This is a genomic window from Desulfatitalea alkaliphila (assembly GCF_022968795.1).
GTDB classification, from domain to species: Bacteria; Desulfobacterota; Desulfobacteria; order Desulfobacterales; family Desulfosarcinaceae; genus Desulfatitalea; species Desulfatitalea alkaliphila.
The window spans coordinates 54,657-74,503 of the sequence record NZ_JALJRB010000012.1 but is presented as its reverse complement, the minus strand read 5'-3'; the positions used below and the strand labels follow the sequence as shown (position 1 = coordinate 74,503).

Here is a 19,847-nt window from a genome sequence, read left to right as displayed (position 1 = left end):
GCTTTTCTTGGGGTCTTTCTCTCCTTTATTTTAACAATCCGAAATAATATATAAAAATCGTACCATGGGGTGGTGTTGCACAGGTGCCCGGTGGGGTGCTTGTTGTGGCACAATCCATGCTATTCATTGGTCAGCCGATGGAACGGTGGCGGGTTTTCTTGTTTGTCGGGGCCGCCGATGCAACGATGGATGGAGGACGGCGTGGATTTAGCCACATTGCTTGGAATTCTGGTGGCCGGCGGGTTGGTGGTCGGCGCCATCCTCATGGATGGCGCCGGTGCCTGGTTCATCAACTACCCCTCATTGATGATCGTCCTGGGCGGTACCATGGGCGCCACTTTGATCAACTATCCCTTGTCCGATGTGGTCAGTGTGTTCAAGGTGACCAAGCACGCCTTTCGCTATCGCACCCCCAATCCCCTGACGTTGATTCCCACCATCGTCGACTATGCCCAGAAGGCGCGCAAGGACGGGATTCTGGCATTCGATGCCAAGATCCAGGAGATGCAGGACCCTTTCATGCGCCGCGGCATGCAGATGGCGGTGGACGGCTTGGAGGGCGAGGCCATCGATGAGGTGTTGAGCACGGAAATTCTGTGGCTCGAAGAGCGCCACCGCCTGGGGGCGGACATCTACACCACCATGGGCACCTTCGCCCCCGCGGTGGGCATCATGGGCACCATTATCGGGCTGGTCCAGATGCTGATGCAGATGAAGGATCCATCGGCTATCGGGGCGCCCATGGCCGTCGCCCTGCTGACCACCTTCTACGGCACCGTTCTGGCCAATCTGCTGTTTCTGCCCATTGCCGGCAAGCTCCGGGTGCGCAGCAAGCAGGAGATCCTGGCCAAGCAGATGGTGCTGCACGGCATTCTGGCCATCCAGGCCGGCGACAACCATCGCATCGTGGCCGAAAAACTCAAGGCCTTCATCTCCCCCTCGGCGCGGTTGTCCGATGAGCGGGGGGTGTGAGATGGCGGCACGTTTCAAACGACGAAGGCTTGCGGTGCGGCGGGACCCGCCCATCGACACCAATCGCTGGCAGTTGGTCTACACGGGATTCATCCTGATCATGCTCTGTTTTTTTGTGCTGTTGACCTCCTTCGTTTCCTTGGAGCCGGCCAAAATCACCCGCTTCGTCAATTCTTTTTCCAGTGCGGTAAATGTGCTCGGCGGTGGCAGCAGTGTGGAGCAGGGGCGGATGCTCAGCGATGTGCAGGTGGAACTGATGGCCCGCGAGGATGTGCTGGCCCGTCTGTTCGAGCAGGTGCGCCAGGCGAGCCGATCGGCGGGTCTGACCGAGGCCCGGTTGCAACGCACGCCCCGCGGGGTGGTGCTGACATTGGAGGACAAACTGCTGTTCGACACCGGCAAGGCCGGGTTCACCGCTGCGGCCTATCCGCGCATGGCCCAAATTGCCGAATTGGTGCGCACCATCGAGGTCCCGGTGGAGATCGAAGGGCATACCGACGACCGGCCCATTCGCACCCTGCGGTTTCCCTCCAACTGGGAACTGTCCACGGCACGGGCGGTGACGGTGCTGCGCTATCTGACGGAGACCCGAGGTGTGGACCGTCAACGCCTGTCGGCCGTGGGCTATGGCCAATTCCGGCCCGTGGCGCCCAATGATTCGGAAGCCCATCGCGCCATGAACCGGCGGGTCGATCTGGTGTTCCGGGTGGATGTAGAAGAGTTTTAAGTGTTCAGTTTTAAGTTTTAAGTTAAGGAATTCTGCCGATTATATTGGGTTGTGGGGTAAAGAGGGTTTATTTGTGAGGCGATTATGAAACGCATTCGTTTGCCGATCGTTGCCGGGCCCGATGCTTCCCGGGGGTGGCTGACCACTTTCAACGACATGGTCACCTTGCTGATGGTTTTCTTTGTGCTGCTCTTTTCCATGGGTACTATGGAGGATCGGCGTTTCAGCCATTTTCAGAACGCTTTGCAGAGCGCCATGGGCGTGCTCCACGAAGGGCGGCATGCCCCCGAGGGGTTGATCAGCGAGCAGCCCCGTTCCATCGACAGCGGCGAGACAGACCCCGCCCGGCCCGAACCCGGCGCGGCGCAGGTGGGCGGTCTGCCCTCGACCGAAGGGTTGGAAGCCGAGTACACCCGTCGCGGCTTGGAACTACGCCTCAGCGACGATCTGATGTTCGCCACGGGCAGCGCCGAGCTGACCCCCGCCGGCGAATTGTTGTTGTCCGGCGTGGCCGCCGTGATTCGTCCCATGGCACGGCAGGTACGGGTGGAGGGCCACACCGATGATCGGCCCATCGCCACGCCTCGCTACCCTTCCAACTGGGAGCTGTCCACTGATCGGGCGGTGCAGGTGGTGAAGTACCTAATCGCCGAAGGGCGCATCCCGCCGTCCCGTTTGGCCGCCGCCGGTTACGGCCCTTCCCGCCCCAGGACGGACAACGGCACGGAAGAGGGGCGGGCGGCCAACCGCAGGGTCGATATCATATTGGGCGCGTCCATCCAGGTGCAGGATGAAGACTTGCCGGCGCCGGTGCAATGATACGGCTGAATTTTCAAAATGGAACCGCCACCCGACCACCGGGGCAATATTACGGTAGGAGGCGGCGTTTGTTGAACACACAACTATTATTACCCAACACTGCCGGCGTGCGGCGCCGGCCCGGAGGCCTTGAATGTCGACCAAGACACTGATCATTGTGCTGAGTGCAGTGGTGCTCATGGTGGGAATGATGGGCGGGGGGTTCTTCCTGCTTTGGCACAAGATGTCCACGTCCCTGGTGCAGATGCAGCAACAACAGAACCGGCCGGCGGGGGAGCAAGGTGCCGTCGGCGAGGAGGAGGAGGGTGAAGAGGAGCAGGTCGCCGGTTTAGGGCCCATGTACACCATGGACACCCTCATCGTGAATCTGGCCGACCAGGGCGGCAAGCGCTACCTGCGACTGGGCATGCAGTGGGAGCTCAGCGATCCCGGGGTGGTCCAGGAGGTGGACAAACGGATGGCTCAACTGCGAGACGCCATCCTGATGATTCTGCCTACCAAGCAGTACGCCGACATCGGCAGCGCACAAGGCAAGATCGATCTGCGCGATGAATTGATGGCGCGGGTCAACAGCATTCTGCGGGACGGGTCGGTCACCAATATTTACTTCACCGAGTTCGTGGTCCAATAGCGGAGGCGTCCCGATGGCCGAACAGATACTGTCCCAGGAAGAGATCGACGCCCTGCTCAGCGCCATGGACAGCGGCGAGGTGGAGCTGGAGGAGCCCGCCAAGGCAAAAAAAGACAAAGTGGAGGTGCGCCCCTATGACCTGACCTCCCAGAGCTTGATGCTGCGGGACCAGTTCGACGCCTTGGACGAGGTGTACGACAAGTTCGTCAACCTGCTCAACGTGGGCTTGACCGGATCGCTGCAACGGGCCATCGAGGTCAAGCAGGTCTCCAAGGAGATCGTCAAGTTCGGCGAGTTTCTGCATGCCTTTTCCAACCCCACCGGGTTCAGCATCTATTCCATGGAGCCGTTCATCGGATCGGCCCTGTTGGCCGTGGAGCCCAACCTCTGTTTCGCCTTGATCGACTGCATGTTCGGCGGCCTGGGCAAGCCCTTGGCCAAGGTGCGGGAGTTCACCCAGATCGAACAGCGCATGCTGTCCCGTTTTTACAACGATGTGCTGGTCGAATTGGAACGGGCCTGGCAGGTGGCCTACACTATCAAGGTGGTGCAGAAAAAGAACGAAACCAAACCGGAGTTCGTAAATCTGGTTAACCCCGGCGATCTGGTGCTGATCTTCGTCTTTTCGGTCTCCGGTGAAGAGTTCACCGGCAACATCCACATCTGCACGCCCTTCCTGATGCTTGAGCCGTTCAAGGACAAGCTTTCTTCACGTTATCTGCGGGAGAAGGACAGGGCCCACGCTTTCCGGCGCCAGTTGACATCGCTGCTCAAGGACACCCGGGTCAACCTGGTGGCCGAGTTGGGGAAAACCGTGTTCACCATCGGCAAGATCCTCGAGCTGGAAAAGGAAGACATTATCAAGATCAACACGGGCCCCCAGGACCCGGTGGTGTTGAAGGTGCAGGGCACCCCCAAGTACCTGGGCATGCCGGGGATCGTCAAAGGCAACCGCGCGGTCCAGATTTCGGCGCTCATACAAAAGGATGAAGGAGAGTAGAGAACCATGGCTACAGCGGACAAGGCACAAGTCGAGGCCGGGCACGGCGCAGGCGATGTTTCCCGGACGTCGGCCGCAAAAGCAGCCACGCGCAGCGACGGCGGCCGCCCCAACAACCTCGATTTCATCCTCGACATTCCCCTGGAGATTTCGGTGGAACTGGGGCGTACCCGGATGATGATTCACGACCTGCTCAAACTGGGCCAGGGGTCGGTGATCGAGTTGACCAAGAATGCCGGCGAAACTCTGGAGATCATGGCCAACAACCGGCTGATCGCCAAGGGGGACGTGGTGGTGGTCAACGATAAATACGGCATCCGGCTGACCGAAGTGATCAGTCCGGTGGAGCGACTGGAGAAGCTGAAATGATCGATAGCCCTGATTTGACCATGGCGGCCGTGAAAATGGTGCTCTCCCTGGCCCTGGTGCTGCTGGTGCTGTGGCTCCTGTACCGCTGGGCCCGGCGCAGTCTGCCCGGCGGCGCGGTGGGGGGCGGCGGCCGGGGGTTGGTCAAGGTGCTGGCCAGTCACCATCTGGGCGTCAAGAAATCGATCATGGTGGTTCAGGTGCCCGGCGCTGTGCTGGTGTTGGGCATCGGCGCGGAGCAGGTAAACTTGTTGTCCCGCATCGACGACCCGGACGAAGTGGCCCGTCTGACCCACTCGGAAAGCGGCCAGGCCGCCGTCGGCTTTCGCGAACAGTTGGAACGGCTCACCCGGCCCCTGCGCGGCGGCCACAGCGCCGAAGCGATCACCCCGACCAACGAACAGCAAAACGTGGCGGCCCGAAGATGAAACGGATGATGTTCTACCGGATACCCTGCCGACGCTGGTGGCCCGCCATGTTGCTGATCGGCCTGCTGTTGCTGGCGCCCTTGTCCGCCGGTGCCCAGGAACCGGACACGGCGGCAAATTTCATGCGCATCGACATGAGCGGCAGCGACGATCCGGGCCGGGTGGGGGTGGTGTTACAGATTTTTTTGCTGCTCACGGTGCTCTCCCTGGCGCCTTCGATCCTGATCATGGTCACCTGTTTCACCCGCATCGCCATTGTGCTCTCCCTGTTGCGCCAGGCCTTGGGCACCAATCAACTGCCGCCCAACCAAATCATCATCGGCCTGACCCTCTTTCTCACCTTTTTCATCATGACGCCGGTGTGGCAGGCGGTGCACCGGGACGCCCTGGATCCCTATCTCAACGATCAGCTTTCGGCCACCGAGGCGCTGGAAAAGGCCACGGCGCCCATTCGCGCCTTCATGATCCAGAACACCCGCGAAAAGGACCTGGCCTTGATGGTGGAGATCGCCAAGGAAGAGCGGCCGGAAACCGTGGACGACGTGCCCACCACCGTGTTGATCCCGGCTTTTATCATCAGCGAGCTGAAAACCGCCTTTCAGATCGGTTTTTTGCTCTACATCCCCTTCTTGATCATCGACATGGTGGTGGCCAGCGTGCTGCTCTCCATGGGCATGATGATGCTGCCCCCGGTGATGGTCTCCCTGCCGTTCAAGCTCATGATCTTTGTGCTGACCGACGGCTGGTACCTGATTGTGGGTTCGTTGGTCCGAAGTTTCACCATATAGGAGACGGTATATTATGACGCCCGAATTCGTCACTTCCATATTTTTGACCGCCATCAAGACCGCCATCATGCTGGCCGGGCCCATGCTGGCCGTGGGACTGATCGTCGGCATCCTGGTGAGCATCTTCCAGGCCGCCACCCAGATCAATGAAATGACCCTGGTGTTCGTGCCCAAAATGCTGGGGGTGGCCCTGGCCTTGCTGGTCTTCTTCCCTTGGATGATCGGGCTGATCACCGATTTCGCCCGCAACCTGTTCGTCAATTTGCCGATGTACATCCATTGACGGTGTGCTGTTGATTCGGAGTGTTCATGGTTACCTTGGGGTTGCCTTTTGATCAGGTGCAGATGTTTCTGTTCGTGTTGGTGCGGGTGGCGGCGATCTTGTTCACATTGCCGTTTCTGGAAGCCCGCAACGTGCCGGTGCTGGTCAAGGCGAGTCTGGCGGTGGCCATGAGTGTGTTGCTGGTGCCCCGGCTGGATATTGTGGTGCCCTCGCTGCTGGCGAGTCCCTGGCTGTTGGCCATGGGATTGCTGGCCGAGGTGGGGGTTGGCTTGGCGGTGGGACTGACCTTGCAGCTGCTCATCGCCGGCATTCAGTTGGCGGGGCAACTGGCCGGCTTCCAGATGGGGTTCGCCATCGCCAATGTGATGGACCCGGCCTCCAGTCTGCAGATTCCCATCCTTTCCCAGTTTCTCAACCTGTTTGCCCTGTTGATCTTTTTCGCCCTCAACATCCACCACTATTTCATCATGGCCTTGATGTCGTCCTTCGAGCGGATCCCCCCCTTCGCCGCCCGCTTCGACGAACAGCTGATGCCTTTGTTCATGAGCCTTTCCGGTGATGTTTTCGTGGTGGCCCTCAAGGTGGGGGCGCCCATCACCGTGGCGCTGTTGCTGTCCAACGTGGCCCTGGGCTTGACCGCCCGCACGGTGCCCCAGATGCAACTGTTCATCGTGGCCATGCCCTTGAAGATTTTGATGGGCATCTTTTTCCTGGGGCTCTCGCTGCCTTTCTGCGCCGCCTATTTTCACAGGGCTTTCGTCGATCTGGGACAGACGGTGATCGGCATGATGCGGCTGTTTCAGTGATATCCCGATAGGAAGGGACCATGGCGGAAAAACCCGAACAGGAAAAAACCGAACCGGCAACCCCTAAGAAGCGCCAGGAGGCGCGGAAAAAGGGGAACGTGGCCCAAAGCCGGGAGATACCTTCGGTGGTCGTGCTGCTCAGCGCCTTGTCGGTGTTCTATTTCGCCGGTGGTTGGATGTTCGGCCAGTTGGGTGAAATCATGCGGTCCGTGTTTCTGCAGATCACTTATTCCGACATGGGGGCCACGACCACCCATGCCATGTTCTGGCAACTGTTCAAAAAAGTGGTCCTGTTGCTCTCCCCCCTCTTGATGGTGGTGGCCGTGGCCGGCATCGCCGGCAATGTCTCCCAGTTCGGCTTCATGATCACGGGCGAGAAGATGAAGCCCAAACTGAGCAAGCTCAATCCCATCGAGGGTATCAAACGCCTGTTGTCCCTGCGCTCGCTGATCGAACTTTTCAAGTCGGTTTTCAAGGTGCTGATCATCGGCTCGGTGGCCTTCGCCGTCGTCCGTCGCGAACTGGAACTTATCCCGGCCATGGTGGAGCTGAGCATTCCCGCCGTGTTGGCCTACGTCGGCGGCGTGGCGCTGAAGATGGGTTTTTTCACCTGCCTGGTGTTGATCATCCTGGCCGCGTTGGATTACGTGTTCCAACGCTGGCAGCACGAGCGGGACCTGCGCATGACCAAACAGGAGGTCAAGGACGAGCACAAGCAAAGCGAAGGCGACCCCCTGGTGCGTTCCCGCATCCGTTCCGCCCAGCGGGAGATGGCCCAGCGTCGGATGATGTCCCAGGTGCCCGACGCCACGGTGGTCATCACCAACCCCACCCACCTGGCCATCGCCATCAAATTCGAACGCAGCATGCCGGCCCCCATGGTGGTGGCCAAGGGCGCCGGCCACGTGGCCCAAAAGATCAAGGAGATCGCCGCCGAAAACAACATCCCGGTCATCGAGGAAAAACCCCTGGCCCGCACGCTGTATAAATCGGTGGAGATCGACCAGTATATTCCCGTTGATCTGTATAAGGCCGTGGCCGAGATTTTGGCGTATGTGTACCGATTGAAGGGGTTGACGTAAGTTATAGAGTTTTAAGTGTTAAGTTTTAAGTGTTAAGTGTTAAGTTTTAAGTTTTAAGTTAAGGAATTCTATCGATTATGGAAGGTTGGGTGGGGTTCGGGCGGTGTGGGGATGTGCTGTGTGCCAACAGATGCGCTTCCTTCGTCAGCGCATCCTATAATTTGGGTCATGGCATCCCGTGACCCTCGCGGATTGAAACGCAACCGACCATCCGAAACCGTTTGCCGTATCCGGTCACTTGCGTCTTGCCCCTGTCGCAACTGCAAGATCTGCCCCCTTAGGGGCACGGCATGCCGTGCCCGGGCATCAATGCCCACCACAGTGCATTCGAAATCGGTCATAACGCCTCCAAAAGGTGCAACGGCACCACTTCCCCAAACCTCTGTAACCATATAATCGATAGAATACATTAACTTAAAACTTAACACTTAAAACTTAACACTATCTATTTAAATTATGCGGCGAAAATTTGACGCCCCCCAACCCCTCCCTTCCTCTTCGCCAATAACACCCCCATCACCCATATTCTATTGCATTTCAAGCCTCTGAAGCTCGCCCTGGAGCGGGAAATCAAAAAATTGGGATGCCCGAAAATCAGGCATGGAAAATGCAAAAACCGGGGTGTCGTCTCGAATCATTGCCAACCACGCAAGGTTATTCATGGAAATAGCGGAAAAATCATCACCCGGCGGGCTGTTCGCGTTTTTTACCCGCAACACCGATGTGGCCATGGGATTTGCCGCCATGAGCATTCTGATGGTGATGATCATTCCCATTCCCACCGCCATGCTCGACCTGCTGCTCACCTTCAACATCACCTTCGGCCTGATGATTCTGCTGGTGGGCATGTATGTGATTAAGCCGCTCGATTTTTCCGCGTTTCCTTCCATTTTGCTGTTGGCCACCTTGTTTCGCCTGGCGCTGAACATCGCTTCCACGCGGTTGATTTTGCTGCACGGCAACGAGGGGGCTTCCGCCGCCGGCAGGGTCATCATGGCCTTCGGCAGCTTCGTGGTGGGCGGCAACTACCTGGTGGGGGTGATCGTTTTCCTGATCCTGGTGGTGGTCAACTTCGTGGTCATCACCAAGGGCGCCGGGCGCATCGCCGAGGTGGCGGCGCGCTTCACCTTGGATGCCATGCCGGGCAAGCAGATGAGTATCGACGCCGATCTGAACGCCGGTTTGATCGACGAGCAGGAGGCCCGCGAACGGCGACGCCTGCTTTCCCGCGAGTCGGAATATTACGGCGCCATGGACGGCGCCAATAAGTTCGTGCGCGGCGATGCCATCGCCGGTATCGTCATCACCCTGATCAACATCGTCGCCGGGTTTGCCATCGGTGTATTCCAAAACGGCATGTCCTTCGGCGACGCGGCCCAGACCTACACCTTGTTGACCGTGGGCGACGGGCTGGTCAGCCAGGTACCGGCCCTGATCATTTCCACGGCCGCCGGCATCGTGGTCAGCCGGGCCGGGGCGGAGAGCAGCCTGGGGTCGGAGATCGGCAGCCAACTCTTCATGCAGCCCCGGGCGCTGTTCGTGGCGGCGGCCATTCTATTCGGCTTCGGGATCATTCCGGGGTTGCCCACGGCACCTTTCTTCATTCTCTCCTTGTTGGCCGGCGGCTTGGCCTACACCCTGCTGCAAGCGCAACGGCAGCGGCAGGCCCGGGAGGCCGAACTGCCCGATACGGTGGACGAAGCGCCGGCCGATGGGGCCGCCGATGTTTTCAAGCCGCTGCCCCCGGTGGATATTCTGGGACTGGAGATCGGCTACGGCCTCATTCCCCTGGTGGATGCCCAGCAGGACGGCGAATTGCTGGACCGCATCAAGTCGATCCGTCGTCAGATCGCCCAGGAGATCGGCATCGTGGTGCCCTCCATTCACATTCAGGACAACATGCAGCTCAAGCCGGGCGAATATTGCATCAAGCTCAAGGGCAACGAGGTGGCCCGGGGCGACATGATGCTGCACCACTACATGGCCATGAATCCGGGGCATGCCGATGAAAACCTGCGCGGCATCCCCACCAAGGAGCCGGCCTACGGCATCGACGCCTACTGGATCAAGGAGAGCAACCGGGAAGAAGCCATCGCCAAGGGGTACACGGTGGTGGATCTGCCCACGGTGTTGACCACCCACATTTCCGATGTGATCCGGCGCAATGCCCATGAGCTGATCGGGCGCCAGGAAGTGCAGCAGATGCTCGACAGCCTGAAGGAGACCCACCCCAAGGTGGTGGACGAACTGGTGCCCACGCAGATGTCCCTGGGCGGCGTGGTGCGGGTGCTGCAGAACCTGCTCACTGAACAGGTGCCCATCCGCGATCTGCTGACCATCCTGGAGGCCATCGCCGACTGGGCGCCGTCGATCAAGCAGATCGATTTGTTGACCGAATATGTGCGCCAGGCGTTGGCCCGTACCATCACCCGGCAGTACCAGACGCCGGAAGGGGAGTTGTCGGCGGTGGTGCTGGGGCAGGGGGCCGAGCGGCGTATCGCCGAGTCGTTGCAGCGTACCGACCAGGGAGAGTTCATTACCCTGTCGCCCCAGACGGCCCAACGGTTGATGCAGCGGCTGGCCGAGCAGGTGGAGAAGTTCGCCCACCGCAATCTGCAGCCGGTGGTACTCTGTTCGGGCCAATTGCGGGGGCATTTCAAAAAATTGGTGGATCGCTTCATCCCCCAGATGGTGGTGTTGGCTTACGAAGAGATCCTGCCGACAACGCGCATTCAATCCATAGGCGTCGCGGAGCTGACCGATGAAGATTAAACGTTTCGAAGCCTCGAGCATGTCCGAGGCCCTGCGCATGGTGAAAAAGGAGTTCGGCGAGGAGGCCGTCATTCTTTCCGCCAAGACCGCCGGCAAGGCCGGGCGGTTGCTGGGCGGCAAGCGCGGCGGGCAGGTGGTGGTCACGGCCGCCATCGATCCGGCGGCGGTGGCGCCGGACCCGCTCGACGAGGTCTCGGCCGCAGCGGATACCGTATCCGGTCAAAAGGCCGCAGCCTCCGGGCAAGGCAACGGCGCCCGGCCGGCGGGGGGGATCGCCCATCTGTTGCAGCGCTACACTCCCATCACCCGCACGGGACAAGAGAAACTCAAGCCCAAGTTCATTCGTTTGATGACCGAGTCCGCCGATCGGCCGGTGGCCGACCCCGTCGCGAATGCCCCGGTGTCCGTCTATGATCGGTTGCGCGAAGGGGGTATGGGCCGCGCCTTGGCGACGGAACTGGCCGACCAGATCACCGCAGTGGCGGCGGACGATCAAACGGATCCCGACGAGACATTGGCCGCCGCCGTTCAGATCATCGAGGCCCGCGGCTGGGTGGCGCCGGTGCGCGGAGCGATGCGCAAAGCGCGCCGGATCGTGGTGCTGGTGGGACCCGCGGGCGCCGGCAAAACCGCCGTGGCGGCCAAAATGGCAGGCCATGCCGTGCTCTATGCCAAACAGTCGGTCGGGGTCATCAGCCTGGACGACCAGCGTATAGCGGGCACCGTGGAATTGGAACGGTTCTGCAACCTCATGGGCGTCGCCTTGCAAACGGCGCGCGACAGCGATCAACTCCAGTCGGCCCTGGCTTGTTTTGACGATTGCGACCTGGTGGTGATCGACACCCCGGGTTTGGATCCCCTTGCCCTGGCACCACGGGAACGGCTGGCTGGGATGCTGATGACATTGGACCAGGCCGATGTCCACCTGGTGTTCAATGCAACGACCCAATCCAGGACCATGGAGCGGGTGAGCGATTTTTTCGGACCACTGGGCGTCACCCGTCTGCTGCCCACCCATCTGGATTGGTGCGACCGTTTCGGGCCGGTTCTGGAGCAGGTGGCAAGCCGTCGTTGGCCCCTGGTGTACCTGGGTTGCGATGCCCGCCTGCCTGAAGGATTGCAGGTGGCCGGGGCACGTGCCGTGGCCGAACGGCTGTTCAACAATGTGCAGGAGCAGCACGAGGGGCTGCAAGCGAACCCGGAAACGGACAACGCCGACGCTACCCGGCCGCCGTCGCAATCATCGGTGCAAGGGCGATATGTGGCCAACCGCAATTCCGACATCTTTCACCAGCGCGACTGCAAAGCGGTCAAGCGCATCAACGATGACAATGTCTGGCTGTTCAGGGACGGCACCGACGCCATGGCCCAGGGATTCAAGCCCTGCCGCATGTGCTGCGCCTCCCTTCTCGCTCCCAAAACCATTGATCGGCCGGCGCAAGCCCGATACGCCGGTGGCAGGAAGTAACCCTATGCACTGCAGCGATGCCTCCAACAGTAAAGTGATTCGTCTCGATTCCCGCAAACCGGCATGGACCCCGTCCACGGAGGAGCCGCCCACCGAACGCCGGCAGCGGTTTCCCAAAATCATCGCCATCACCAGCGGCAAAGGCGGGGTGGGCAAAACCAACATCGTCGCCAACCTGGGCTACACCCTGCGCCGCTTCGGCAAGAAGGTGCTGATCTTCGACGCCGATCTGGGACTGGGCAACCTGGACGTGCTGCTGGGGCTCACCCCCCGTTACAATCTGTCCCACGTGGTGCGGGGCGAAAAGCAGCTTGCCGAAGTGGTGGTGACCGGACCCGGCGGCATTCGCATCCTGCCGGCGGCCTCCGGCATCCAGGACCTGACCGCCTTGACCATGGAAGAGCGCCAACGGGTGTTCGGCCAACTGGAAGCCTACATTCAGGATTTCGATATCATGCTCATCGATACGGCCGCCGGGATTTCCAGCAATGTGCTCTATTTCAACATCAATGCGGATGAAATCCTGCTGGTGGCCACGCCGGAGCCCACTTCCATCACCGATGCCTATGCCATGATGAAGGTGTTGTCGGTCAAGTACGGCACCGATCATTTCAAGTTGCTGGTCAACGCCGCCGCCACGGACCAGGAGGCCGAGGAGGTGTATCGCCAGTTGAATCTGGTGGCGGATCGTTTCCTCAATATTTCAATGGAATATTACGGTTGCATCCTGACCGACGAACAGGTCCGCAAGGGCGTTCGGCGGCAAAAGGCCGTCACCGAAATGGCGCCCCTGTCCAAAGCCAGCCGCAACTTCGCGGCGCTGGCGCGCAAGATCGCCGCCGCCCCCCATTCGGCGCGCAGCGGACGGATGCGGCAGTGGAACATGACCGAATTGCCCTGAGGCACTATTGCAAAAGCCTTTCGCAAGGGCCGGATGAACCGGACCCTTCAGACAAAACCGGGGAGCAGCATGTCAGTGAATGATACCCAACTCAAAACGCTGGACAAGGACGATCACCTCCTGCGCAATGAAATCATCGCCGAATACCTGCCTTACGTGAATCGCATCGTCAACCGCATCGCCACCCATTTGCCGCCGACGGTTGAGGTGGGCGATTTGATCAACGTGGGCATCATCGGCTTGATTCAAGCCATCGAGCGTTACGATCCCAGCCGGGACAACAAGTTCATGACCTATGCGGTTTTCCGCATCAAGGGGGCGGTGTTGAGCGAATTGCGCTCCCGCGACTTCCTGGGCCGCACCACCCGCAAAAAGATCCGCGCGCTGGAAAAGGCCTGCCTGAAGCTGGAGCAACAGTTGGGCCGCGAAGCCTCCGATGATGAGGTGGCCGAGGAGATGGAGATGGATCTGGACCAGCTGTACCAAGTCAAGCGTATGTCCAGCATCTCCTTCGTCAGCTTCGAAGAGCTGGGTTACACGGCCCGGGACGAGAAGGAGGGCTTTCTCAACAGCCTGGTCAACAGCGACGGAGACGACGCCCTTTCCCTGACCACCATCAAGGAGGTCAAAAGCACCCTGGCCCGGCACATCGAGCAGTTGCCGGAGAAAGAGCGCCTGGTGGTCTCCATGTATTACAACGACGAGATGACCATGAAGGAGATCGGCATGGTGTTGGAGATCACCGAGTCGCGGGTCTCCCAGATCCACTCCCAGGCCGTTCTGCGCTTGCGCGGCAAATTGCGCAAAGACGGATTACTGAGCGAATAAAAAAGGAGTTGCTATGTTGAGCATGTCCATTCCCCTATGGCTGGTGATGACCGCCGCCGGCGTTCCGACCCTGTGCCTGTTGCTGCTTTCCTTGGGGCTGTTGCGCACGCGGCGCAAACGGCGAATCCTCGCCGGTGCGCCTCGACCGGTGGAAAATCCGGCTTCCGCCCGGAGTGTGACGGCCACCATCCACCGTCAACTGCTCGAGCAGCAGATCGACACGGTGTTCGACGGCCTGATGGCCATGATCGAAGCCGAACGCATGAAGCTGCACGCCTTGATCACATATGCCATGCCCACCGAGACCATGCATGCGCCGGCGCGTTCCGTCCCTGCCGCGGAAAAGCCGGCGACACCGTCACCCGGCACTGCGCCCGAGCCGGACGAACAGGAACTGCCGGTGGCCCAACAGGTCCTCCTCTTGGCCGACGAAGGTCTGCCCGCCGAGGAGATTGCTTATCGTTTGGGCCTCTCCACCATGGAGGTCCACATCGCTCTCAAAATGCACGCCGGCGACACCCGTGCCAAGGGCGGACGCCTGGAGGCCGTCGCCTGAAGCACAACGGAAGGACACCTGAACGCATGATACGACCCGGCCCTTTTGACGGCGGCCCGGCAAATGTTGCCGGGTGAATGACGGTCATGACAGCGGAGAACAATAAATAGTCCATTAATTACAGAAAGATATGATTAAATAGGTGCTGGCATAATGGTTGCAATTCTATCCATAGGACATTTTCAACACGCCTCTTCGCCATGAAAGGAAGGCCATGAGCGGCACCATATATCAAGCGGCAGCCGGTGCGTTGCTGCAACAAATGCGCCTGGACATGCTCTCCAACAACCTGGCCAATGTCAACACCTCCGGCTTCAAGGCCGACCAGCCGATTTTTCGCATGCCGCAAGCGGAGATGCCCGATCCACCGGCCATGGGGCCCGGGCGCATCTCCCCCTACGCGCCGCCCATGGAGGCCCGCACCGATTTTCGTGGCGGCGCCCTCACCCGCACGGGAAACCCCTTGGACGTCGCCATTGCCGGCAAGGGCTTTTTCGAGGTCCAGACCCCGGAGGGCCCCAAATTCACCCGCAAGGGCCATTTCACCGTCAACGCGGAAGGGGTGTTGAGTACGCCCGAGGGTTGGCCGGTGGTGGGGCAGGGCGGGGAGATCGCCATTGACGGCGGCCGGGTGGAAATCAACGAGCGGGGCGAGGTGTTCGTGGACGGAGAGGGCGTGGGAGAGCTGCAGATTGTCGATTTTGCCGAGCCCTATGCCCTGACCAAACAAGGCGACACCCTTTTCGTGCCCCAACAGGGCGAGGCGGCGCAAGCCGTCGCGCCGGAAGAGATGCACCTGGTGCCGGGGCACCTGGAAAGCTCCAATGTGGACCCCATTCGCACCATGACCGAAATCATCGAGACGATGCGGGTTTTCGAAGCTTATCAACGCATCATCCGCACCGCCGACGAGGCCACGGCCAAAACCGTGAACGAGGTCGGCAAGGCGAGCTAGACGTTTCATGCGAATCGCCGATCACATGAGCCAAACGGAACACACCATCAAGAGGTAAACGCCATGATCCGCAGTCTTTGGTCCGCCGCTTCGGGAATGCAGGCGCAAACATTGAACATCGATGTGATCGCCAACAACCTTTCCAACGTCAACACCGCCGGTTTCAAGCGCAGCCGTGCCGAGTTCCAGGATCTGCTGTACGAAACCATGCGGCCGCCGGGATTCACAACGGCGGGGGACAGCCAGGTGCCCACCGGCATCCAGGTGGGTCACGGCACCCGGCCGGTGGCCACCCAGCGATTGTTCACCCAGGGCGATTTCCAGCACACCCAGAACGATCTGGATATCGCCATCGAAGGGTCGGGCTTTTTTCAGATCATTCAGCCCAATGGTGAAATCGCCTATTCCCGCGCCGGCAACTTCAAAATCGACGGCGAGGGGCGCATGGTCACCCCCGACGGCTTTCTCATCGAACCGGAAATCAATTTCCCCATCGATACGGTAGCGGTTTCCATCGGCACGGGCGGCACCGTTTCCATTTTGCAGGCCGGACAGGAGATTCCGGTGGACATCGGCAACATCGAGCTGGCGCGCTTCGTCAATCCGGCCGGCCTGTCGGCCATCGGGCGCAATCTTTTCGTGCGTACCGATGCCTCCGGCGATGCCATTTTGGGTGAGCCGGGCGAAGAGGGTTACGGTACCTTGGCCCAGGGCTATCTCGAAATGTCCAACGTGAGCGTGGTGGACGAGATGGTCAACATGATCACGGCCCAGCGCGCCTACGAGATCAACAGCAAGGCCATTCAGGCGGCCGACGACATGCTGCAGGTGGCCAACAACTTGAAGCGATAGTTGAGATAATGGGCAAAAAACACCAAAATTACAGTCATATTGCTATATTGATTTTGACGGTCACATTGTTGCTCATGCCCGCTGTCGGCATGACGGCCACGGCGACCGATCCGATCCGCATTGTGCTGAGCCCCGATGCCACGGTGGATGAGGATGTCATCACCCTCGGCACGGTGGCCGACATCCTGGGGTTGGACGGTGCGGCGCTGGAGCGGTTGCAGGCCGTCGAGGTAGGCCGTTCGCCGCTGCCGGGCCAGTCCCTCTTGGTCCACCGGGGCCAAATAGAGATGCGGCTCAAGCAAAACGATCTGGACCCGGCCCGATTCGATATCCGGGACAGCGGCCCGGTGAAAGTGTTGCGCAATCACCATGGCGTGACAGCCGAACGGATTGTGGAAGCGGTGCGTTCGCACATCGAAACCCATGCCCCCTGGAGCGCCGAACAGATGACCTTGCGTCCGATCCGATACCACCAGGACCATCGCGTGCCGCCGGGCCGGGTCACTTTTCAGGTGAACGCGCCCAAACACGTAAATTGGCTGGGCGCCGTGCCGTTCCGGGTGAACATCCTGGTGGACGGCCAGGTGGCGCAGCGGGTCAGCGTGCCCACTTACATCGAGGTGTGGCAGGAGGTGGTGTTGGCGGCCAAACCCTTGGGGCGCAATCAACCCATCACGGCGGCGGATTTGAAAACCGAACGCATGAATCTCGCGCGGGTGCCGACCAGCGCCGTTTTCGACCCGCAAGACGTGCTGGGACAGCGGACCAGCCGCCCTCTTGCGGCCAACAGCGTGCTGCGCAGCGATCATATTCACCAGCCGCCGGTGATCCGTCGGGGGGACGTGGTGCAAGTGGTGGTCGAAAGCGAGCGTTTGCGCATCACCACCCAGGCCGTGGCCCAGGAGAACGGCGCCGTCGGCGAGACCATTCGATTGCTCAATGCCCGTTCCCGCATGGACATCCATGCCCGGGTGGTGGATGGGCAGACGGTTGAAATCGCTTATTAGAAGGTCGCCCATCCATCGTTTTGGCGATCGATGCTGTTCCGTCTTCAGGCTCGATTTCGATACCGATACAGATACCGATTTCGATTTCGATTTTCAATTAATGGGACAATGCATAATGCCGGGGGATAGGGGTATGATTCGGGTTTACGATACACACAATAAGAGCAATGTGCGCAATGGGTCCGCCTTGGCGCTCGTGATGATGGCGGTCGTTGTGTTGACGGCCGGAACGCTGACGGGTTGCGCGGGGTCCGGCGCCAAGGCGATGGCCGAGCCGGTGCGGGTGCCGTCGTCCCATGCGGTCGCGCCGGCAGCGGCCGCGCCGGTGGGGCCTTCGGACGGCTCCTTGTGGGATGAGCGCGGCGGCCTGGGGACCCTGTTCGCCAACAACAAAGCGCGGCAGGTGGGGGATATCGTCACCGTGCGCATCGTGGAGAGCGCCACGGCCACCAACAAGGCCACCACCAAGACCGACCGCAGCACCTCTTTGTCGGCGGGGCTGGACAGCTTTTTCGGGGCCGAAAAGCGCCATCCGGCGGATTCACCCTTTTTCAATCCCTTCGGCAAGGTCGCCGGCAACATCGGCAGCGATTTCGAAGGCACCGGATCGACGGAGCGACGGGGCGACTTGACCGCCTATATGACGGCCCGGGTGGTGGACGTGCTGCCCAACGGCACGCTGGCCATCGAGGGCAACCGGGAGGTACGCGTCAATCATGAAAACCAGTTGATCACCCTCACCGGCCTGGTGCGTCCGCGGGACATTTCGGCGAACAACGTGATTCAGTCCACCTATATCGCCGACGCCCGCATCGCCTACAGCGGCAAGGGGGTGCTCAACGACCGCCAGAAGCCCGGTTGGCTGGTGCGGGCCTTGGACAAGGTGTGGCCGTTTTGAAAAATACCCGTTGGCATCGATCAACGGATTTGCAGATGTGGAAGGGGTGGACCGATGGCCATGAATCAGGCCGGAAGACATTGCACAAGACGTTTCGCTACGGCGGCGCTGGCGGCGCTGTTGATCCTGTTGCTGGTGGGCTCTGCCGGAGCGGCCGCGGTGCGCATCAAGGACATCGCCAACATCAAAGGGGTGCGCAACAATCAACTGGTGGGCTACGGGCTGGTGGTGGGCCTGGACGGCACCGGTGACGGCAACCGCTCCAGTTTTACCGTGCAGTCCATGGTCAGCATGCTGGAAAAGATGGGGGTCACCGTGGACGCCAAGGATGTGCGCGTCAAAAATGTGGCGGCGGTGATGGTGACCGCCGATCTGCCGCCTTTTGCACGGGCCGGCGGGCGCATCGACGCCCTGGTCAGCTCCATCGGCGACGCCCAGAACCTGCAGGGCGGCACTTTGCTGCTCACGCCGCTGCGGGCCGCCAACGGCCAGGTGTATGCCGTTGCCCAGGGACCGGTGAACACGGGCGGGTTCCAGGCCAGCGGTGCCGGCGCCAGCATCAGCAAAAACTTTCCCACGGTGGGCCGTCTGATCGGCGGGGCCCTGGTGGAGCGGGACATTCACGCCGATTTCAATCAGCGCACCTCCCTGACCCTGAGCTTGCAGCGACCCGACTTCACCACCGTGACGCGGGTGGCCGATGCCATCAACGGGCTGTTTTTCGATCCCATCGCCGCCGCCGCGGACGCCGGCACCATCGAGTTGCAGGTGCCGCCCAGCTACGCGGGCAAGCTGGTGGAACTGGTGGCCATGATCGAGGCGTTGGAAGTGACGCCGGACGTGACGGCCCGGGTGGTGATCAACGAGCGCACCGGAACCGTGGTGATGGGCGAAAACGTGCGCATCAACACCATCGCCATCGCCCACGGCAACCTGAGCATCATCGTCAAGGAGTATCCCCGGGTGTCCCAGCCGTTGCCCTTTTCCGAGGGTGAAACGGTTCTGGTGCCCGACACCCAGGTGTCCATCGGCGAGGGGGAAAACCAGTTGGTGGTGCTCCCTGAGGGGACCAGCATCGGCGAGGTGGTCAACGCGCTCAACGCCCTCGGGGTGTCGCCGCGGGATTTGATCGCCATTTTCCAGGCCATCAAATCGGCCGGCGCCTTGCAGGCGGAACTGGAGGTGATCTGATGACCGACGGGATACACGGTTTCGGTCCCCTGGGGTATGCACCACCGGGTGCGATGCGGGTGGCCGGCGTCGACAACAAGGTGCCGGAGCAAAGTGCCGCACAGTTGGAGCGGACCTGCCAGGATTTCGAAGCGTTGTTCATTCAGCACATGATGCAGCAAATGCGCCGCACCGTACCCGAGGGGGACCTCTTCGGCGGCGGTCGGGCGGAGGAGATGTACACCGCCATGCTGGACAGCGAGATGGCCCAGTCCATTGCCCGCCACCGCGGCATGGGGCTGGCGGCGGTGTTGTTCCGCCAATTGAAGGATCGCATGTGAAGCAGATTTTGCTAAGGGCTCGCGGAAAAATAAATTCGCATTTTAGGCGCCCTGATTTGGGTCGGATTGGTTTGATCGGCGGATTCAAAACCGGAGGCATAGCGAGCTATTCCGAGGATTTTGAATCCGCCGATCGGGCCAAGACGGCCTGAAGCAGGGATGCATAAAATGGGAAGTTATTTTTCCGCGAGCCCTAA

23 protein-coding genes are annotated in these 19,847 nt (G+C 60.5%); 22 read left to right on the top strand and 1 reads right to left on the bottom strand.

Translation table 11 applies throughout. From position 1 onward, the window contains the following. The first annotated feature begins 201 nt into the window (after positions 1-201). The 11 genes from MRX98_RS12035 to flhB all read left to right on the top strand — a co-directional run bounded on the left by MRX98_RS12035 (position 202) and on the right by flhB (position 7,902). Positions 202-972, top strand: a complete 771-nt coding sequence (locus MRX98_RS12035; protein WP_246908476.1) for a motility protein A — start codon at positions 202-204, stop codon at positions 970-972. Position 973: 1 nt separating this feature from the next. Beyond that, positions 974-1,699 carry an OmpA family protein gene (locus MRX98_RS12030; RefSeq protein WP_246908473.1) on the top strand — a complete coding sequence of 242 codons (726 nt, stop codon included), beginning with the start codon at positions 974-976 and terminating at the stop codon, positions 1,697-1,699. A gap of 84 nt (positions 1,700-1,783) precedes the next feature. Further along, a complete protein-coding gene (locus MRX98_RS12025) occupies positions 1,784-2,518 on the top strand; it encodes an OmpA/MotB family protein (protein WP_246908461.1) in 735 nt (244 codons plus the stop codon). Between the two features lie 133 nt (positions 2,519-2,651). Continuing rightward, on the top strand, positions 2,652-3,149 hold the full coding sequence (locus MRX98_RS12020) for a flagellar basal body-associated FliL family protein (protein WP_246908458.1): 498 nt from the start codon (positions 2,652-2,654) through the stop codon (positions 3,147-3,149). Positions 3,150-3,162: 13 nt separating this feature from the next. Further along, on the top strand, positions 3,163-4,149 hold the full coding sequence (gene fliM / locus MRX98_RS12015) for a flagellar motor switch protein FliM (protein ID WP_246908454.1): 987 nt from the start codon (positions 3,163-3,165) through the stop codon (positions 4,147-4,149). 6 nt (positions 4,150-4,155) lie between these two features. Further along, a complete protein-coding gene (gene fliN / locus MRX98_RS12010) occupies positions 4,156-4,518 on the top strand; it encodes a flagellar motor switch protein FliN (RefSeq protein WP_246908450.1) in 363 nt (120 codons plus the stop codon). Then, positions 4,515-4,943, top strand: coding sequence for a FliO/MopB family protein (locus tag MRX98_RS12005; RefSeq protein WP_246908447.1), 429 nt, complete (start codon positions 4,515-4,517; stop codon positions 4,941-4,943). The genes fliN and MRX98_RS12005 overlap by 4 nt, the downstream gene beginning before the upstream one ends. Continuing rightward, positions 4,940-5,731, top strand: coding sequence for a flagellar type III secretion system pore protein FliP (gene fliP, locus MRX98_RS12000; RefSeq protein ID WP_246908443.1), 792 nt, complete (start codon positions 4,940-4,942; stop codon positions 5,729-5,731). Before MRX98_RS12005 ends, fliP begins: the two co-directional genes overlap by 4 nt. A 13-nt stretch (positions 5,732-5,744) precedes the next feature. Continuing rightward, the gene (gene fliQ / locus MRX98_RS11995; protein ID WP_246908428.1) at positions 5,745-6,014 is read left to right on the top strand and encodes a flagellar biosynthesis protein FliQ; all 270 of its coding nucleotides are present in this window, start codon (positions 5,745-5,747) and stop codon (positions 6,012-6,014) included. 26 nt (positions 6,015-6,040) lie between these two features. After that, a complete protein-coding gene (gene fliR, locus MRX98_RS11990) occupies positions 6,041-6,820 on the top strand; it encodes a flagellar biosynthetic protein FliR (protein WP_246908425.1) in 780 nt (259 codons plus the stop codon). A gap of 20 nt (positions 6,821-6,840) precedes the next feature. Next, positions 6,841-7,902, top strand: a complete 1,062-nt coding sequence (flhB, locus tag MRX98_RS11985) for a flagellar biosynthesis protein FlhB (protein ID WP_246908421.1) — start codon at positions 6,841-6,843, stop codon at positions 7,900-7,902. Between the two features lie 527 nt (positions 7,903-8,429). On the opposite strand, the gene MRX98_RS11980 is transcribed toward flhB, so the two are convergent. Continuing rightward, entirely contained in the window at positions 8,430-8,672 is a 243-nt protein-coding gene (locus tag MRX98_RS11980; protein ID WP_246908418.1) for a hypothetical protein, read from the bottom strand. Here MRX98_RS11980 and flhA point away from each other — a divergent pair. The 11 genes from flhA (at position 8,647) to MRX98_RS11925 (ending at position 19,650) form a co-directional block, all read left to right on the top strand. Continuing rightward, on the top strand, positions 8,647-10,674 hold the full coding sequence (gene flhA / locus MRX98_RS11975; RefSeq protein ID WP_246908415.1) for a flagellar biosynthesis protein FlhA: 2,028 nt from the start codon (positions 8,647-8,649) through the stop codon (positions 10,672-10,674). The two genes, MRX98_RS11980 and flhA, sit on opposite strands and share 26 nt — an antisense overlap. Beyond that, positions 10,664-12,142 carry a flagellar biosynthesis protein FlhF gene (locus MRX98_RS11970; protein WP_246908413.1) on the top strand — a complete coding sequence of 493 codons (1,479 nt, stop codon included), beginning with the start codon at positions 10,664-10,666 and terminating at the stop codon, positions 12,140-12,142. Before flhA ends, MRX98_RS11970 begins: the two co-directional genes overlap by 11 nt. A gap of 4 nt (positions 12,143-12,146) precedes the next feature. Beyond that, positions 12,147-13,043: a MinD/ParA family protein gene (locus tag MRX98_RS11965; RefSeq protein WP_246908410.1), complete on the top strand. Its 897-nt coding sequence runs from the start codon at positions 12,147-12,149 to the stop codon at positions 13,041-13,043. A gap of 69 nt (positions 13,044-13,112) precedes the next feature. Beyond that, entirely contained in the window at positions 13,113-13,871 is a 759-nt protein-coding gene (locus MRX98_RS11960) for a FliA/WhiG family RNA polymerase sigma factor (RefSeq protein ID WP_246908393.1), read from the top strand. Positions 13,872-13,884: 13 nt separating this feature from the next. Beyond that, positions 13,885-14,427: a helix-turn-helix domain-containing protein gene (locus MRX98_RS11955; RefSeq protein ID WP_246908391.1), complete on the top strand. Its 543-nt coding sequence runs from the start codon at positions 13,885-13,887 to the stop codon at positions 14,425-14,427. Between the two features lie 214 nt (positions 14,428-14,641). Continuing rightward, entirely contained in the window at positions 14,642-15,382 is a 741-nt protein-coding gene (gene flgF / locus MRX98_RS11950; RefSeq protein ID WP_246908388.1) for a flagellar basal-body rod protein FlgF, read from the top strand. A gap of 63 nt (positions 15,383-15,445) precedes the next feature. Then, on the top strand, positions 15,446-16,234 hold the full coding sequence (gene flgG, locus MRX98_RS11945) for a flagellar basal-body rod protein FlgG (protein WP_246908386.1): 789 nt from the start codon (positions 15,446-15,448) through the stop codon (positions 16,232-16,234). 8 nt (positions 16,235-16,242) lie between these two features. Further along, on the top strand, positions 16,243-17,241 hold the full coding sequence (flgA, locus tag MRX98_RS11940) for a flagellar basal body P-ring formation chaperone FlgA (protein WP_246908374.1): 999 nt from the start codon (positions 16,243-16,245) through the stop codon (positions 17,239-17,241). A gap of 199 nt (positions 17,242-17,440) precedes the next feature. Further along, positions 17,441-18,139 (top strand): flagellar basal body L-ring protein FlgH, encoded by a 699-nt coding sequence (locus MRX98_RS11935; RefSeq protein WP_246908371.1) that lies wholly within the window; start codon positions 17,441-17,443, stop codon positions 18,137-18,139. A 54-nt stretch (positions 18,140-18,193) separates the two neighbouring features. Further along, positions 18,194-19,330: a flagellar basal body P-ring protein FlgI gene (locus MRX98_RS11930; RefSeq protein WP_246908368.1), complete on the top strand. Its 1,137-nt coding sequence runs from the start codon at positions 18,194-18,196 to the stop codon at positions 19,328-19,330. Next, entirely contained in the window at positions 19,330-19,650 is a 321-nt protein-coding gene (locus MRX98_RS11925) for a rod-binding protein (RefSeq protein ID WP_246908366.1), read from the top strand. The genes MRX98_RS11930 and MRX98_RS11925 overlap by 1 nt, the downstream gene beginning before the upstream one ends. The last annotated feature ends 197 nt before the right edge of the window (positions 19,651-19,847 follow it).